Source organism: Caulobacter sp. GW821-FHT09A05, from assembly GCF_059418465.1.
The window spans coordinates 75,781-91,807 of record NZ_JBWKPX010000011.1; the positions used below are offsets into that span (position 1 = coordinate 75,781).

Annotated in this window: 14 protein-coding genes; 6 read left to right on the forward strand and 8 right to left on the reverse strand. The window is 69.4% G+C overall.

Going from position 1 to position 16,027, the window contains the following annotated elements; all coding sequences use genetic code 11:
- The first annotated feature begins 33 nt into the window (after positions 1 to 33).
- The gene (locus AC07NX_RS12525) at positions 34 to 1,221 is read left to right on the forward strand and encodes an acetyl-CoA C-acyltransferase (RefSeq protein WP_494642167.1); all 1,188 of its coding nucleotides are present in this window, start codon (positions 34 to 36) and stop codon (positions 1,219 to 1,221) included.
- 161 nt (positions 1,222 to 1,382) lie between these two features.
- Here AC07NX_RS12525 and AC07NX_RS12530 read toward each other — a convergent pair whose 3' ends face one another.
- Positions 1,383 to 1,982, reverse strand: coding sequence for a DUF3617 domain-containing protein (locus AC07NX_RS12530; protein WP_494642168.1), 600 nt, complete (start codon positions 1,980 to 1,982; stop codon positions 1,383 to 1,385).
- A 79-nt stretch (positions 1,983 to 2,061) separates the two neighbouring features.
- Between AC07NX_RS12530 and AC07NX_RS12535 the strand changes: the two genes are divergently transcribed.
- The gene (locus AC07NX_RS12535) at positions 2,062 to 2,331 is read left to right on the forward strand and encodes a GNAT family N-acetyltransferase (protein ID WP_019847996.1); all 270 of its coding nucleotides are present in this window, start codon (positions 2,062 to 2,064) and stop codon (positions 2,329 to 2,331) included.
- A gap of 37 nt (positions 2,332 to 2,368) precedes the next feature.
- Here the strand turns inward: AC07NX_RS12535 and AC07NX_RS12540 are convergent, their stop codons facing one another.
- Positions 2,369 to 3,238, reverse strand: coding sequence for a LysR substrate-binding domain-containing protein (locus AC07NX_RS12540; protein ID WP_494642170.1), 870 nt, complete (start codon positions 3,236 to 3,238; stop codon positions 2,369 to 2,371).
- Between the two features lie 93 nt (positions 3,239 to 3,331).
- Between AC07NX_RS12540 and bla the strand changes: the two genes are divergently transcribed.
- The 3 genes from bla (at position 3,332) to AC07NX_RS12555 (ending at position 7,614) form a co-directional block, all read left to right on the forward strand.
- Positions 3,332 to 4,231 (forward strand): class A beta-lactamase, encoded by a 900-nt coding sequence (gene bla, locus AC07NX_RS12545; RefSeq protein WP_494642172.1) that lies wholly within the window; start codon positions 3,332 to 3,334, stop codon positions 4,229 to 4,231.
- Between the two features lie 131 nt (positions 4,232 to 4,362).
- Positions 4,363 to 6,873 carry an MASE1 domain-containing protein gene (locus AC07NX_RS12550; RefSeq protein WP_494642173.1) on the forward strand — a complete coding sequence of 837 codons (2,511 nt, stop codon included), beginning with the start codon at positions 4,363 to 4,365 and terminating at the stop codon, positions 6,871 to 6,873.
- 84 nt (positions 6,874 to 6,957) lie between these two features.
- Positions 6,958 to 7,614 carry a glutathione S-transferase family protein gene (locus AC07NX_RS12555; protein WP_494642174.1) on the forward strand — a complete coding sequence of 219 codons (657 nt, stop codon included), beginning with the start codon at positions 6,958 to 6,960 and terminating at the stop codon, positions 7,612 to 7,614.
- Between the two features lie 259 nt (positions 7,615 to 7,873).
- Here AC07NX_RS12555 and AC07NX_RS12560 read toward each other — a convergent pair whose 3' ends face one another.
- The 6 genes from AC07NX_RS12560 to AC07NX_RS12585 form a co-directional block, all read right to left on the reverse strand.
- Complete coding sequence (locus AC07NX_RS12560; RefSeq protein WP_494642175.1) at positions 7,874 to 8,443, reverse strand: OmpA family protein; 570 nt, start codon at positions 8,441 to 8,443, stop codon at positions 7,874 to 7,876.
- Between the two features lie 327 nt (positions 8,444 to 8,770).
- Entirely contained in the window at positions 8,771 to 11,365 is a 2,595-nt protein-coding gene (gene clpB, locus AC07NX_RS12565; protein ID WP_494642177.1) for an ATP-dependent chaperone ClpB, read from the reverse strand.
- A gap of 169 nt (positions 11,366 to 11,534) precedes the next feature.
- The gene (locus tag AC07NX_RS12570; protein ID WP_494642178.1) at positions 11,535 to 12,284 is read right to left on the reverse strand and encodes a M48 family metallopeptidase; all 750 of its coding nucleotides are present in this window, start codon (positions 12,282 to 12,284) and stop codon (positions 11,535 to 11,537) included.
- A gap of 86 nt (positions 12,285 to 12,370) precedes the next feature.
- On the reverse strand, positions 12,371 to 12,709 hold the full coding sequence (locus AC07NX_RS12575; RefSeq protein WP_494642179.1) for a response regulator: 339 nt from the start codon (positions 12,707 to 12,709) through the stop codon (positions 12,371 to 12,373).
- Between the two features lie 10 nt (positions 12,710 to 12,719).
- Positions 12,720 to 13,763, reverse strand: a complete 1,044-nt coding sequence (locus tag AC07NX_RS12580) for a sensor histidine kinase (protein WP_494642180.1) — start codon at positions 13,761 to 13,763, stop codon at positions 12,720 to 12,722.
- Between the two features lie 94 nt (positions 13,764 to 13,857).
- Positions 13,858 to 15,273 (reverse strand): M20/M25/M40 family metallo-hydrolase, encoded by a 1,416-nt coding sequence (locus tag AC07NX_RS12585; protein ID WP_494642182.1) that lies wholly within the window; start codon positions 15,271 to 15,273, stop codon positions 13,858 to 13,860.
- 193 nt (positions 15,274 to 15,466) lie between these two features.
- Between AC07NX_RS12585 and AC07NX_RS12590 the strand changes: the two genes are divergently transcribed.
- Entirely contained in the window at positions 15,467 to 16,024 is a 558-nt protein-coding gene (locus AC07NX_RS12590; RefSeq protein ID WP_494642183.1) for a hypothetical protein, read from the forward strand.
- The last annotated feature ends 3 nt before the right edge of the window (positions 16,025 to 16,027 follow it).

Sequence of the window (16,027 nt, forward strand, 5' to 3'; positions counted from 1 at the left end):
ATCCCCGAAATACAAAATGGGTGGAGCTCCAGCATGTCCAACGCCGATCCGGTCGTCATCGTGTCGTTCGCCCGCACGCCGATGGGCGGCTTCCAGGGGGCTCTGGCCGGAGCCAAGGCCACCGAGCTGGGGGCCGCGGCGGTGAAGGCGGCGATCGAGCGGGCCGGCGTCTCGGGCGACCAGGTCGAACAGATCTTCATGGGCTGCGTCCTGCCCGCCGGCCTGGGCCAAGCCCCGGCGCGCCAGGCCGCCGTGGGCGCGGGCCTGCCCCACTCGGTCGAGGCGACCACGGTCAACAAGATGTGCGGCAGCGGCATGCAGGCGGCGATCATGGCCCATGACGCCCTGGCGGCCGGCAGCGCCGACATCATCGTGGCCGGCGGCATGGAAAGCATGACCAACGCGCCCTACCTGCTGACCAAGCACCGCTCGGGCGCCCGCATCGGCCACGACCAGATGCTGGATTCCATGTACCTGGACGGCCTGGAGGACGCCTACACCCCCGGCAAGCTGATGGGCGCCTTCGCCGAGGACAGCGCCGCGACCTACCAGTTCGGCCGCGAGGCCATGGACGACTACGCGGTCAAGGGCCTGGCCAAGGCCCAAAAGGCCGTGACCTCGGGCGCCTTCGCCGCCGAGATCACCCCGGTGACCGTCACCACCCGCAAGGGCGTCGAGACCGTCAGCCAGGACGAGCAGCCGCTGAAGGCCGACGCCGCCAAGATTCCGACCCTGCGCCCGGCCTTCGCCCGCGACGGCGGGATCACGGCGGCCAACAGCAGCTCCATCAGCGATGGCGCCGCCGCCCTGGTCATGACCCGGCAGAGCGTCGCCCAGCGCCTGGGCCTGCCGATCGTCGCCCGCGTGGTCAGCCACGCCGCCCACGCCCACGAGCCGGCCCTGTTCACCACCGCCCCCGTCCCGGCGATGAGGAAGGCCCTGAAGAAGGCGGGCTGGGAGGTCGCCGACGTCGACCTGTTCGAGGTCAACGAGGCCTTCGCCGTGGTCGCCATGATCGCCCAGCAGGAGCTGGGCATCCCGGACGACAAGCTTAACGTCAACGGCGGCGCCTGCGCCCTGGGCCATCCGATCGGCGCCTCGGGGGCGCGCATCCTCTGCACCCTGATCGCCGCCCTCCAGGCGCGCGGCGGCAAGAAGGGCCTGGCCAGCCTGTGCATCGGCGGCGGCGAGGCCACGGCGATGGCGGTGGAGCTGGTTTAGGACTCCCTGTTCCGCCCCTGAGATTGTCATCCCGGAAGCCTCGCAGAGGCTGTCCGGGACTCAGGGGACTGGGTAAAGGCCTTGCGGTTCACCTGGGTCCCGGACAAGCGCTGCGCGCTTTCCGGGATGACAACGGATGGCGCGCTGAGGAGCTTTCGCCCCTACCCACCCGAGACCGTCTCGGTCAGCAGGTTGATCCGCCGGCCGCCCGGCATCTCGACGTCGCCGCCGCTCCAGCCGGCGGGGCACGCGCCCGACCATTCGGCGGTCATCGACATCCTGTGCTCGCCGTTCATCGCCGGCTGGGCCGCGCCCGTCGTGGTGCTGGCGATGTCCATCACGTAACGGGTGTTGAAATCGCCGGCCACGTGGATGGTGCTGTCGGTCTTGCCGGCCGGGCCCATGTCGCAGGCCGAGACGACCGTCCAGCTTCCGTCGGCCCCGCGCGTCATCGACTTGCGCTGGCAACGCTTGTCGTCGCCCTGGCTGTCCAGGCCCATCTTCTCGTCGCTGGTCGCATCGACACAGAAGCGGAAGCTGCGCGTGAAACCCTGCGCCTGCAGGGTCATGGTCTGGGTCCAGAGGCCGGGCTTGCGCTTGGGCCAGTTGGTCGGCGCCGGCGTCGCGGCGGCCGGAGCCGCCGCCTCCGACGACGCGGTCGCGGCCTTGGGTCCCTCCGCCGCGCCGGTTTCCGACTTCTGGCCGCAGGCGGCCGCCGCCGCCAAGGTTCCGAACGCCACAAACGCCCATAGAGCCCGCATCGCCCACCTCGCTCGCGCGTTAGCCCCCAAAGGCATTAACACTCCTGGCGCGGCGCGCCGTCCAGCCCATATGCGAGTCATGACCGACGCCTTCAGCCACAACCCCGCCAAGAGCCGCTACGAACTGCAGGTCGACGGGCGCATCGCCTTCGCCGACTACCAGCGCAGCGGCCACCGCCTGGTGATCCCCCATGTCGAGGCCGACCCCGCCCTGCGCGGCACGGGCGCGGCCGGCCGCCTGATGCGGCAAGTGGCCCAGACCGCCCGCAGCGAAGGCATGAAGATCGTGCCCCTGTGCAGCTACGCCTCGGCGTGGTTGCGGCGGAACGATCCGGAAATCATCGCCTAGGCCAAGCTGGGGACAGGCGCATGCGCCTGTCCCCAGCTTAATGGCCGGCCTGCTCCGTCAGCCAGTCCCGGAACGCCGCCAGGGCCGGCGCGACGGGCCGCGACTTCAGCCAGGTCAGCCAGTACATCCCTGATCCCACCTCCAGGTCGAACGGCCGCACCAGCCGGCCCTGCTCCAGGTCGCGGGCGAACATCATCGACGGGGCCAGGGCCACGCCGACGCCCTGCATCGCGGCCTCGACCATGACCCAGGAACTGTCGAACACCGGCCCGCGGATCGGCGGCGGCGCCAGGCCCGCGGCGGCGAACCAGTCCGGCCAGTCGTCGGCGCGATAGCTGCGCAGCAGGACCTCGGAGGTCAGGGCCTCGGGCGCCTTCAGCCGCTCGGCGACGGCCGGGGCGCACAGGGGCGTCATCGGCGCGGCCAGCAGCGGCACGGCCTGGGCGCCATGCCAGGCCCCGTCGCCGAAGCGCACCGCGCAGTCCAGTCCCTCGCCGGCGATGTCGATGCGGTTATTGTTGGTGAACAGCCGCAGGTCGACGAACGGATGCGCCTCGCGGAAAGCCGGCAGGCGCGGCAACAGCCAGCCCACCGCGAAGGTGCCCACCACCCCGACGCTGAGCACCTCCATCACCCGCCCGGCCGAGAACCGCTCGAGCACCTCGCCCATGCGGTCGAAGCTGTCGCGCACCGTCGGCAGCAGGGCCAGGCCCTCGTCCGTCAGGGCCAGGCCGCGCGGCAGGCGGCGGAACAGGCTGGCGCCCAATCGCTGCTCCAGGCCCTTGACCTGGTGGCTGACGGCCGCCTGGGTCACGCACAGCTCGATGGCCGCCCGCGTGAAGGAGAGGTGCCGAGCCGAGGCCTCGAAGGCCCGCAGGGCGTTCAGGGGAAGCTGCGCGCGGCTCATCCTATACCCAAAATTTTCTAGGGTTTGTGCCGAAGTATCATCGTTTGATCCATCGGTCGCCCGTCGCCCATCCTGGGGGCCATGGAGGACTCGATGATCGACAGACGTCAAGTGTTAACGGCCCTATCCGCCCTGCCCGCTCTCTCGTTCGCCGCGCCGGCCGCCTCGGCCGCGACGGCACGACTGACCAGCGGCATTAGCCGAGGTATTAACGCCTTGGAGGTTCGCAGCGGCGGCCGGCTGGGCGTGGCCGTCCTGGACACCGCCACGGGCAAGACGTTCGGCCACCGCGCCGACGAGCGCTTCGCGATGTGCAGCACGTTCAAGGCCCTGGTCGCGGGCCTGGTGCTCAAGCGGGTCGACCGGGGCCAGGAGCGGCTGGACCGCCGGATCCCCTACGGCCCGGGCGTTCTGGTGGCCCACTCGCCGGCCACCGAGAAGCACGTCGGCCAGGGCATGACCGTCGGCGCCCTGTGCGAGGCGACGGTCACGCTCAGCGACAACGCCGCCGCCAACCTGCTGCTCCACACCTTCGGCGGCCCGCCGGCCCTGACCGCCTTCGTGCGCGGGCTGGGCGACAAGGTCACCCGCCTGGACGGCTACGAGCCGGGGCTGAACGTGGTCCGGCCCGGCGAGATCCACGACACCACCTCGCCCGGCGCCATGCTGGCCACCCTGCGCGCCCTGACCCTGGGCCCGGCCCTGTCGCCGGCCTCGCGCCAGCAACTGGTCGCCTGGCTGGTCGCCAACCAGACCGGGGACAAGCGCCTGCGGGCCGGCCTGCCCGCCGGCTGGAAGGTCGGCGACAAGACCGGCAGCTGGGGCGACGACAAGATCGGGACCACCAACGACATCGCCGTGATCTGGCCCCCTGGCCGCCCGCCCCTGCTGATCACCGCCTATCTGAGCCGCTCCCCGCTGGACAACGACGGCCGCAACGCGGTCATCGCCGAGGTCGCGCGGCTCGCCGTCGCGGCGGGGTTCGGATCGTAGGGCGAACCTCCCCCGGGGGCGCGGCAACGGCCCACGCCGCAAGCCACTGTTCTTTAAGGCCTTCGGCCTATGCGTGCTCCTGGGGGCGGCCAAGCTTGAGCCCAGGCTGGGCGCCCCGCGAAAGCAGGGCGATGACAGAGACCTCCTCACCCGCCTCGACCGGACCCATCTCCAGATGGACGGGCGGCGACATTCTGAAGACCCTGGTCCTGACCGTGGTCGCGGCGGTCGGCTACGCCCTGCTGGCCTATCTCTGCGTCGAATTCCCCAGCAGCTATGGCCAGGTGGCCCCCATCTGGCTGTCCAACGGCTTCGGCGTGGCCTGCCTGCTGTCATGCCGCGGTCGCCACTGGCCGGCCGTGCTGCTGGGATGCCTGGCCGGCGGACTGGCGGCCGGCGCCCATGTCCACGACCTGCTCGTCGTCAATATCGTGCTGGTCAGCTGCAACATCACGCAGGTCTTCGTCTGCGCCTGGGGCGTGCGCCGCGTGGTCGGCGAGGACGTCGACCTGGGCCGGACCCGGGACATGATCGCCTTCGCCCTGATCTGCGGCCTGGCCGTCCCGATCGCCACCGGCGTCCTGGCCGCCTCGGTCCATACGGCGATGCGCGGCGGCGTGCTGCTGGCCAATATCGGCGTCTGGTCGCTGGGCGACATCCTGGGCCTGATGACCATCACGCCCTGCCTGCTGGCCCTGGTCCGCATGCGCCGCTATCTGCGCGAGCGCCCCCTGTCGGCCAGCGGCGTCGCCTGTCTGTTGCTGCTGCTGGCGGTGACCATCGGCGTCTTCGTCCAGCGCCGGCCGCTGCTGTTCATGATCCCGCCGGTCATGCTGTTGGTCGCCTGGCGGCTGGAGGTGCTGGGCGCGGCGCTGAGCGCGACCCTGGTGGCGGTGGTGGCGGTGATCTTCACCATGGCCGGCCACGGCCCCATCACGCTGCTGCCGGCGGGTTCGCCGGACCAGGCGATCGTGCTGCAGCTGTTCCTGGCCGTGGCGATCTTCATCAGCCTGCCCGTGGCCTCGATCCAGCGGCGCCGGCGGCAGATGCTGCAAAGCATGACCGAAGCCAACGCCGCGGTGCTCCGCAGCGAGGCGCGCTTCCGGCAGCTGGCCGAAGACGCCCAGGACATGATCGTCCACAGCAACCTGCGCGGCGTCATCCAGTACGTCTCGCCGGCCTGCGTCGCCATGATGGGCTACAGGCCGGAGGAACTGGTCGGCCGCGAGGGGATGGCGACCGTGCACGCCGACGACCGCGAGGCCGTCCGCGCCGTCGTCATCGAACACATCGCCCACATGGCCACCCACCGCGACAATGGCCCCAGCCGCGTCGAATATCGCGCGGTCCGCAAGGACGGCCGGGTGATCTGGCTGGAGTCCCGCCCCAGTCTGCAGCGTGATCCGCTGACTGGGGAGCTCGTCGGCATCACGGACATTATCCGCGACGTCACCGAGCAGAAGGCCATGGAGCGGCAGCTGCGCGAAGCCCGCAACGCGGCCGAGGCCGCCGCGGCGGTGAAGGGCGACTTCCTGGCCAATATGAGCCACGAACTGCGCACGCCCCTGACCTCCGTGCTCGGTTTCGCTCGCCTGGTCGACGACGAGCCGGACCTGTCGCCCGACGCGCGCCGGTTCATCGGTCGGGTGCTGAGCGGCGGCAAGGCGCTGCTGACCACCATCAACGACATCCTGGACTTCTCGAAGCTGGAGGCCGGCCAGCTGGAGCTGAAGCTGGAGCCCGTCGCCCCCGCCCCGTTGATCGAGGAGGCGCTGGACCTGTTCTCGCTGGAGACCGAGGCCCGGGGCGTGGCCTTGCGCGCGGAAGGGCTGGACAACCTGCCCGCCGACCTGCTGATCGACGGCGGCCGCCTGCGCCAGGTGCTGCTGAACCTGATCGGCAACGCGGTGAAGTTCACCGAGACAGGGTCGATCACCGTCACCGCCGCCTATGACGCCACAACCGAGCGGCTGAGCGTCTCGGTACGCGACACCGGTCCCGGCATCGCATCCGAGAATATCGACCTGCTTTTCCGGCGCTTCTCGCAGGTCGACGCCAGCCTGACCCGCAAGCACGGCGGCACGGGCCTTGGCCTGGCCATCTGCAAGGGCCTGGTCGAGGCGATGGGCGGCCAGATCGGCGTCGCCAGCGTTCCGGGCCAAGGCGCCTGCTTCAGCTTCGACATCGTCGCGCCCTCGACGGCTCGTTCCCGGGCCCACGCCCCGCGGGAAGCCGCCGCCTCGCCGCTGCCGACCGCCTGCCGGGTGCTGATCGTCGACGACAATCCGGCCAACCGCGAGCTGGTCAACGCCATCCTGACGGCGATGGGAGCCGAGGTGTGCGAGGCCGTCGACGGCGAGGAAGGCGTGGCCGCCGCCGCGGCCCAGCCGTTCGACGCCATCCTGATGGACCTGCGCATGCCGCGCCTCGACGGCGCCCAGGCCGCCCTGCGCATTCGCGGCGGGAGCGGTCCCAACGCCGGCACGCCGATCATCGCCTTCTCGGCCGACGCCCGTCCCGAAGCCCTCGACCCGGCCTTCGACGGCTCGGTGTCCAAGCCGATGACCGCCGCCGGCCTGGTCGACGCGCTCAACGCCGCCATGGCCAAGCGGCCGGCCAGGGCGCTCGCGGCCTCGGCCTGACCACAATCTGAAAGAACACCGGTTTCCAAGATTGCGCGCGTGGCCGCGCCGGCTAGGATTGCGCCTCCTTCAGGAGGGCCGACCATGAGCGACGAACTGATCTTCTACACCAACCCGATGTCGCGCGGCCGCATCGCCCGCTGGATGCTGGAGGAGGTCGGCGTCCCCTATCGCACCGTGGTGCTCGACTACGCCTCGTCGATGAAGGCGCCCGAGTACCTGGCGATCAATCCGATGGGCAAGGTGCCGGCGATCACCCATCGCGGCGTGACGGTGACGGAGGGCGCGGCGATCTGCGCCTATCTGGCCGACGCCTTTCCCGAGGCCGGCCTGGCCCCGCCGCCCGCCTCACCCGAGCGCGGGACCTATTATCGCTGGCTGATGTTCGCCTGCGGGCCGGTCGAGTCGGCGGTGACCAACAAATCGCTGGGCTTCGAGGTTCCGGCCGAGCGCAAGGCCATGGCCGGCTACGGTTGCCTGGGGGACACCCTCGATGCGCTGGAACAGGCCGTCAGCGGCCGGCCGTACATCGTCGGCGACAGGTTCTCGGCGGCCGACGTCTATGTCGGCGCGCAGATCGGCTGGGGCATGATGTTCGGCTCGATCGACAAGCGCCCAGCGTTCGAGGCCTATTGGGCGGGGATCAGCCAGCGCCCGGCCGCCAAGCGGGCCTCGGAGATCGACGACGCCCTGATCGCCAAGGCGCGGGAAGCGGCGGAGGCTTGTCCCCCGCCGAAATAGTCATGCCCCTCGCGAAACTGGCTCTGGACCGGGAGCGGAAGGCTGGGACATCGCATATCGCCCAAACCGCTGTCATCCCGGACGAGCGCGCAGCGCGAAGATCCGGGACCGGGGCGTGAACTCAGCGCTTGGGGCGGTCCCGGATCGGCGCCCGGCTTCGCCGAGCTTGTCCGGGATGACAGGTTTTCAGGGCAAATCCATAGGCGATAGCCCTGGAGCGGAAGGGGACAGGCGCATGCGCCTGCCCCCCGGTCTTGCTCTAGGCCAGGACCTGGATCACCACGCGACGGTTCTGGGCGCGGCCGTCGGGGTTGTCGTTCGGAGCCACCGGATCGTCCTCGCCGTACGAGATCGTCGCCATGCGGTTCAGGGGCACGCCCTGCTTGCTGAGGAACTTGCGCACCGTCTCGGCGCGCTCGCTGCCCAGGGTCTCGTTGTACTGCGGGTCGCCGGTGGCGTCGGTGAAGCCCTGGATCTCCAGATAGACGTTCTTGTTGTCGCCCTTCAGCTTCGAGGCGAAGTCGGCCAGCCGCTGTTCGGCTTCCGGCGACAGCTCGTGCCGGTTCAGCGGGAACTTCACGGAGTCGTCGCTCAGCACCACCGAGTACAGGAACTTGCCCTCGGCCAGCTTGCCGGCGTCGGTCGCGCGCTTCAGCGCTTCCTGGCTGGTCCGGTCGACCTCGGCCAGCTTGGTCTCGGTCCCGTCGACCCGCGTGTTCACCACGCCGACCTGATCGTTGACATAGCCCTTGGTCGCGCAGCCGCTGACCGACAGTCCGCCGGCCACCAGAGCGCCCACCACCATCATCTTATAGTTCATGCTAATCATGGCACACCCTTCCGCCTTTTTGTTTCAACACCGAACGCCAAGCTGGACCGTCCCACACCCCAGCAGCGGCGCTTCGTCAGGTCAAAATCGACATTCGAAAGAGGCGAATTCTGGGCCTGTTCTGGACAGACTTGGCCATTGCGGCGAAGACGTCCCGGACACTCTTAAATAACGCGCGCGTACGCGGAACCCGAGGAAAGGTTCCCAATAAATATTTGCAATATACGGAGGTTGAGCAGCCATCCTGGACCCGTTTTTCCATCTCCGCCAGATAGAAAAAGGGCGCGCCCGTCGGACGCGCCCCCCAGGAATCGCTGAAGCCGCGCCTTATTGCAGCGTCGCCTTGCCGATCGCCAGGCCGTCGACCCCGGCCCCGACGGCGATCACCCCGCCGTCTTCCAGCTCGCCGGCCAGCAGCTTCCTGGCGATCGGGTCGATCAGGTCCTTCTGGATCACGCGCTTGAGCGGCCGCGCGCCATAGACCGGATCATAACCCTTGTCGGCCAGCCATTGCAGCGCCGCAGTGTCCAGCGCCACGGTCATGCGGCGCTCGGCCAGCATCTTGTCGACCCGCTGCAGCTGGATGCGGACGATGTCGCCCATGTTCGCGCGCGACAGCCGCTTGAACAGGATGATCTCGTCGATCCGGTTGAGGAACTCGGGGCGGAAATGGCCGCGGACCGTGTTCATCACCAGCGGACGAACCTCCTCGACGTCGGAACCGTCCTCCTGGTTGGCCAGGAACTCGGCGCCGAGGTTGGAGGTCATGATGATCAGGGTGTTCCTGAAATCGACCGTCCGGCCTTGCCCGTCGGTGAGACGGCCGTCGTCCAGCACTTGCAGCAGCACGTTGAAGACGTCCGGGTGGGCCTTCTCGATCTCGTCGAACAGGACCACCTGGTAGGGCCGCCGGCGCACGGCCTCGGTCAGCGCCCCGCCCTCGTCGTAGCCGACATAGCCGGGAGGCGCGCCGATCATCCGGCTGACCGAGTGCTTCTCCATGTACTCGCTCATGTCCATGCGGGTGATCGCATGCTCGTCGGCGAACATGAACTCGGCCAGGGCCTTGGTCAGCTCGGTCTTGCCCACGCCCGTCGGGCCCAGGAACAGGAAGCTGCCGATCGGCTTGGACGGATCGTGCAGGCCGGCCCGGGCCCGCCGGACGGCGTCGGACACCGCTTCCAGCGCCTCGTCCTGGCCGACGACGCGGCCGCGCAGGGCGTCCTCCATCTTCAGCAGCTTCTCGCGCTCGCCTTCCAGCATCTTCTCGACCGGCACCCCGGTCCAGCGGCTGACCACGGCGGCGATCTGCTCGGCGTCGACCACTTCCGGCGTCAGGGCCTTCTGGGACCCGCCGCCGGTCTCGCCGGCCTCGGCCTCGGCCAGGCGGCGCTCCAGGGCCGGGATCTCGCCGTACTGGATCTGGCCGGCGCGGGCGAAGTCGCCGGCCCGCTGGGCCGCCGCCAGGTCGGCGCGCAGCCGGTCCAGGGCCTCGCGGGCCTGGGCGGCCCCGCCGACCTTGTCCTTCTCGGCCTTCCAGCGGGCGGTCATCTCGTCGGAGCGGAACTGCAGGTCGTCGATCTCGACCTCCAGGTTGTCCAGCCGCTGCTTGGAGGCCGCGTCGGTTTCCTTGGACAAGGCCTCGCGCTCGATCTTCAGCTGCACCAGGCGACGGTCGATCTCGTCCAGTTCCTCGGGCTTGGAGTCGATCTGCATCCGCACCCGGCTGGCGGCCTCGTCGACCAGGTCGATGGCCTTGTCGGGCAGGAAGCGGTCGGCGATGTAGCGGTTGCTGAGCGTGGCGGCGGCGACGATGGCGCTGTCGCTGATCCGCACGCCATGGTGCACCTCGTACTTCTCCTTCAGGCCGCGCAGGATCGAGACGGTGTCCTCCACCGTCGGCTCGCTGACGAACACCGGCTGGAAGCGACGGGCCAGGGCCGCGTCCTTCTCGACGTGCTTGCGGTACTCGTCCAGCGTCGTGGCGCCCACGCAATGCAGCTCGCCGCGCGCCAGGGCCGGCTTGAGCAGGTTGGAGGCGTCCATCGCCCCGTCGCTCTTGCCCGCGCCGACCAGGGTGTGCATCTCGTCGATGAACAGGATGATCGAGCCCTCGGCGGCCGTGACCTCGCCGAGCACGGCCTTCAGCCGCTCCTCGAACTCGCCGCGATATTTCGCGCCGGCGATCAGGCTGCCCATGTCCAGCGACAGAAGCTTCTTGTCCTTCAGGCTCTCGGGCACATCGCCGTTGACGATGCGCTGGGCCAGGCCCTCGACGATGGCGGTCTTGCCGACCCCTGGCTCACCGATCAGGACGGGGTTGTTCTTGGTGCGGCGTGACAGGACCTGGATCGTGCGGCGGATCTCTTCGTCGCGGCCGATCACCGGGTCGATCTTGCCGTCGCGGGCGGCCTGGGTCAGGTCGCGGGCGTAGCGCTTGAGCGCGTCATAGCCGTCCTCGCTGGAGGCGCTGTCGGCGGTGCGACCCTTGCGGACCGCCGCGGCGGCGGTCTCCAGGCCCTGGGCCGTGGCCCCGGCGTCCTTGAGGATCCTGGCCGCGTCGCCGCCTTCCTTGGCGATGGCGATCAGCAGGCGCTCGGTGGTGACGAAGGCGTCGCCGGCCTTCTTGGCGCCGTCCTCGGCCGCGCTGAACACCCGGGCCGTGTCGGGCTTCATGTAGAGCTGGCCGCCGGCCCCGTCGACGCGCGGGGTCTTGGCCAGCAGGGCGTCGGTGGCCGCGTCGGCCGCGTCGGGCCGGCCGCCGGCGCTCTGGATCAGGGTGCGGGAAAGGCCGTCCTTCTCCTCGAGCAGGACCTTCAGCAGGTGTTCGGGCCCCAACTGCTGGTGCCCCCTGGCCAGGGCCAGGCTCTGGGCCGATTGCACGGCCGACTTGGCGCGGTCGGAATAGAGATCGATTTTCATGTGGCATCCCCTCCATGGGCGGATTTGGGCCGCTCGCCTCGTTTGAGCACGAACCACCCAGGACGGGGATTTAGGTGTGGCCGTTCGGCCACACAAGGGGCATGCGACACGAACACACCGACCCAGGCCTTCTTCTCCTCCCCCGCGATGCGGGGGAGGAGAAGAAGGCCTACCACCCGCGCTGGGCGATATAGGCTTCCAGCGCCTGGATCCGGGCGGCGTCCGACGGGTGGGTCGAGGCGAACTGCGGGGTGTTGGGACCGCCGTTGGCTTGCATGTGCAGCCACAGGATCACCGCTTCGCGCGGGCGGTAGCCGGCCCGCTGCATGAAGTCGACGCCCAGGCGGTCGGCCTCCAGCTCCTGCTTGCGCGAGAACGGCAGCAGGAAGCCGTACTTGGCCCCCGCGCCGCCGTAGCTGGAGATCGCCCGGGCCGCGTCGGACGAGCCGGCCGCCGCGCCCAGCACGCCCAGCACCAGGCTGGAGGTCAGGTTTTGCGACTGCCGCTCGGCGGCGTGGCGGGCGACCACGTGGCCGGCCTCGTGGCCGATCACGGCGGCCAGCTGGTCGTCGTTGTCGACCAGGTTCAGCAGGCCCGTGGTGACCCCGACATGGCCGCCGGGCAGGACGAAGGCGTTGGGGGCCTTGTCCTCGAACACCGCATAGTCCCACGGCCTCTGGCCCAGGCCGGCGGCGTTGACCACCCGCTGGCCGACGGCGCGCACCCGGGCGTTGGCGGCGCGGTCGCGGCTGACCGTGCTCTTGGCCAGGGCCTGGCTCCACGCCTGCTCGCCGGCCCGGGCCAGGCTGGCGTCGTCGACGATGGTCATCTGCTGGCGGCCCAGTTCGGGATTGTAGGCGCAGGCGGTCAGGCCCTGGGCGACGAGGATCAGGGCGAGGGTGGCGAACGCGGGACGCAAGGTGGGACTCCGGTGGAGAAAGGGACGGTCCCACCTTGGCGGATCGCGACCCCGCTTGTCCACGCGCCAGACGGGCGTCGGGCCTTTCAGTCGCCTCGGGTCGAGTCGATCACCTGGGCCAGGAGGCGTGGGTCGATCGGCTTGGACAGCACCGGAACGTCGCGCAGGTCCAGGCGCACGCCCTGCTCGCCATAGCCGGTCACGAAGGCGAAGGGAATCTTGCGCTCGCGCAGCACGTCGGCGGCCGCGAACGAGGTCTCGCCGTCGAGATTGACGTCCAGCAGGGCGAAATCGAAGACCGCAGCGCGCGCCGCCGCCTCCGCCTCGGTCGCCGAACCGATCGGCCCGATGATCGCGCAGCCCAGGTCGCCCAGCATATCCTCGACCAGCATGGCGACGAACAGTTCGTCCTCGACGACCAGCACGCTGAACGGCTCAGGCGGCGCCGCGGGTGAAGCGGCTGGGCTCTCCTGGCTTGGCGAACTCGGACGTGATCGTGCAGACGACGCCGGTCGGGGGATATTCGAGCCGGACCTCACCGCCAAGCTCGCGCGCCAACCCGCCGGTGATGAGGCGGCTGCCGAAACCCTGACGGCTTGGCGTGCTGACCGAAGGGCCATCGATTTCCTCCCAACGCAATTTCAGTCGCTCGACCCCGTCATCCTTGACGCGGGCCCAGGTCAGGGCCACCCGCCCCGTTTCGTTGGACAGCGCGCCGTATTTCGTCGCATTGGTCATCAACTCGTGCAGGGCCAGCGACAGCGAGAGCGCCGCCTTCGGGGCCAGTCGCAGCGGCGGCCCCTCGGTCCTGAACCGGTCCGGGTTGCCATGCGACCCGATCAGCGACGAGACCACGTCGCGCAGCTCCGCGCCGTCCCAGCTCTCGCGGGTCAAAATGTCATGTGCGCGGGCCAAGGCCAGCAGCCGCGTGTTCAGCGAGTCGCGGGCGCCGGTCAGGTCCGAGGCGTTGCGCAGGGTCTGGCCGGCGACGGACTGCACGGTGGCCAGGGTGTTCTTGACCCGATGGTTCAGCTCGTTGACCAGCAGCAGCTGCAGCTCCTCGGCGCGCTTGCGCTCGGTAACGTCGCGCATCACCCCGGTGAAGAAGCGCTTGCCGTTCTCGCGCCACTCGGCGATCGACAACTCCAGCGGAAAGGTCGAGCCGTCGCTTCGTCGGCCGGAAACCTCGCGGCCGATGCCGATGATCCGCCGCTCGCCGGTCTGGCGATAGCGAGTCAGATAGCCGTCGTGCTCGGCGTGATACGGCTCGGGCATCAGGATATGGATGTTGCGCCCGAACATCTCGGCCGACGAATAGCCGAACAGCCGCTCGGCCGCCGGGTTGAACGCCTCGACCCGGCCCATTTCGTCGATCACCACGATCGCGTCGACGGCGGTGTCGACGATGGCGCGATAGCGCGCCTCGACGCCGCCTGGGCTGACGTCCTTTCGGCGCTTGGTGTCTACAGTTCCGGACATGGCCGGGTTCGCCCCCATTCAGCGAACCCAAGCTTAACGCTGAAGTTGTGATCCGCCTAGGAACTTATCCTTAACGGGAACCGAGGCGATGGGTCTATTTCCCGTCCGCGTAAAGCTTGACGACCTCGTAGAGGAACTGGCGGCCGCTCATCAGCGCCTTGACCTGGATGCGCTCGTTCAGGCCGTGGATGTGGTCGCCGTCGACGCCCGCCATCAGGCCCGACAGGCCGTAGGTGGGAATGCCGGCGGCGTTGGTGAAGCGGCCGTCCGTGGCGCCGGTCAGCATGGCCGGGACAAAGGGCACGCCCGGCCAGATCCGGGCCGCCACCTTGGTGGCGGGGGCCATGATCCGGGGCGTCAGCGGCGGCGGGGGGCTGACCGGGTCGGGGTCGGCCGCCAGGGTGATCTTGATGGCCGGGTCGGCGACGATTTTCTCCAGCTGGTCGCGGATGGCCTTGGGATCGTTGCCCGGCAGGATGCGGCAGTTGACGTTGGCCTTGGCGCGCTGCGGCAGGGCGTTGGGCGCGTGGCCGGCCTCGACCATGGTGGCCACGCAGGTGGTGCGCATCATGCTGTTGCGGCCCGGGTCGCGGGCCAGGATGGCGGCGGCCGCCGCGTCGTTCGGGTCCTTGACCATGGCCCGCATGGCGCCGGCCACCTCGGGATCGGGCTCGATCTTGGCGTTCTGCTCGTAATAGCCCTTGGTGGCGTCGTTCAGGGCGATCGGGAAGTCGTAGGCGCCCAGCCGCGCCAGCCCATTGGCCAGGTGGTAGATCGCGTTGTCCTTCACCGGGCGCGAGGAGTGGCCGCCGGCGTTGGTCACTTCGAGATTGTAGTCCATGTAGACCTTCTCGCCGACCTGGATGCCCAGGAGGCGGGGCTGGCCCTTCTCGTCCAGCTGGCTGTCATCGCCCTCGTTCAGCGCGAAGTCGGCCTTCATGGCCTCGGGGTGCTTCTCCAGCAGCCAGGGCACGCTGTTGAACTGACCCCCCTCCTCGCCGCAGGTCAGGGCCAGCTTGATGTCGCGCCGGGGCTTGAAGCCCTCCTGCTTGTAGCGGACCAGGCTGTCGGTGAAGATCGCGGCCATGGCTTTGTCGTCGCTGGCTCCGCGGGCGTAGAAATAGCCGTCCTCCTCGACCAGCTTGAACGGATCGCGCGCCCAGTCCTCGCGCTTGGCCTCGACCACGTCGATGTGGGCCAGCAGCAGGATGGCGCCGGCCTTGGGGTCCTTGCCGTGCAGGGTGGCCAGCAGCGCCCCGGCCTTGGGGTGCTCGTCGGGAAACAGCACGCGCACGTCGCTGTCGGCGAAGCCCGCCGCCTTCAGCCGCGCGCCCATGGCCTGGGCCGCCGCCGTGCAGCTGCCGACCGAGGCCGTGGTGTTGATCTCGACCAGCTCCTTGTAGAGGCCGCGGAAAGCCGTTTCGCTGGGATCCTGGGCCCGGGCGGCGGTCGCGGCCAGGGCCGACAGGGCGGCCGCCGTCAGGAGAAAGCTCTTGGTCTTGCCGCGCATGGTCGCCCCCTAATTGTCCGGGAGGAAGCTAGGCGGGGTTTGCCGCCCAGCGCAATGGGCGACGTAGGCCGGGAAGGACCCACAAGACCCCGATCGGTCCGCGCCCGTCGCGACCCATGGCGATCCTTGCGTTGCCAAGACCGGATTGTCGGCTATCAGGGACCACGCCCGGACGCCGGACAGGAGATGGACGATGCGAATCAAGTCTATGGCGGCGCTTGCCTTGCTGGCGTCGTGCTCGGTCGCGGCCGCCAACGCCGAGGAAACCGCGCCGTTCGATCCGGCCACGGTCGACATCGCCGACATCCTGGCCTGCAAGATCGACGGCGGTCACTATGTAGGGTTTTCGATGTCGTTCAGCGATGACGACAGCCCGGGCGGCGCCAAGGCGCGCGGCTGGGTCAGGCTTCCACCGCCAAGCCCGTCCTTCTCGTCCTACCGCCTGCCCAAGCCGCTCAGCGTCTTCGGCCACACCACCAGCACCGTGGCCTTCAAGGGTTCCGCGATGCTGGCGATCCTCGACCTTCCGGACGCGACCGCGCTGGGCGCGGAGCAGGGCGTCACCAATGTTCTTGGCGGGACCGGACGCTTCATGGGCGAACGCCTCGTCGACGAATCGACCCGGGTGGACGCCGAAACGGGATTTCGTTTCAAGAACCGTTCGTCCTTGAAGATCACGACCAATCCGGCGTTTCCGGGCAAGACGCTGATCGGATGCGAGTACGACGGCCAGTTGCAGCCTCCCGCCTGATGA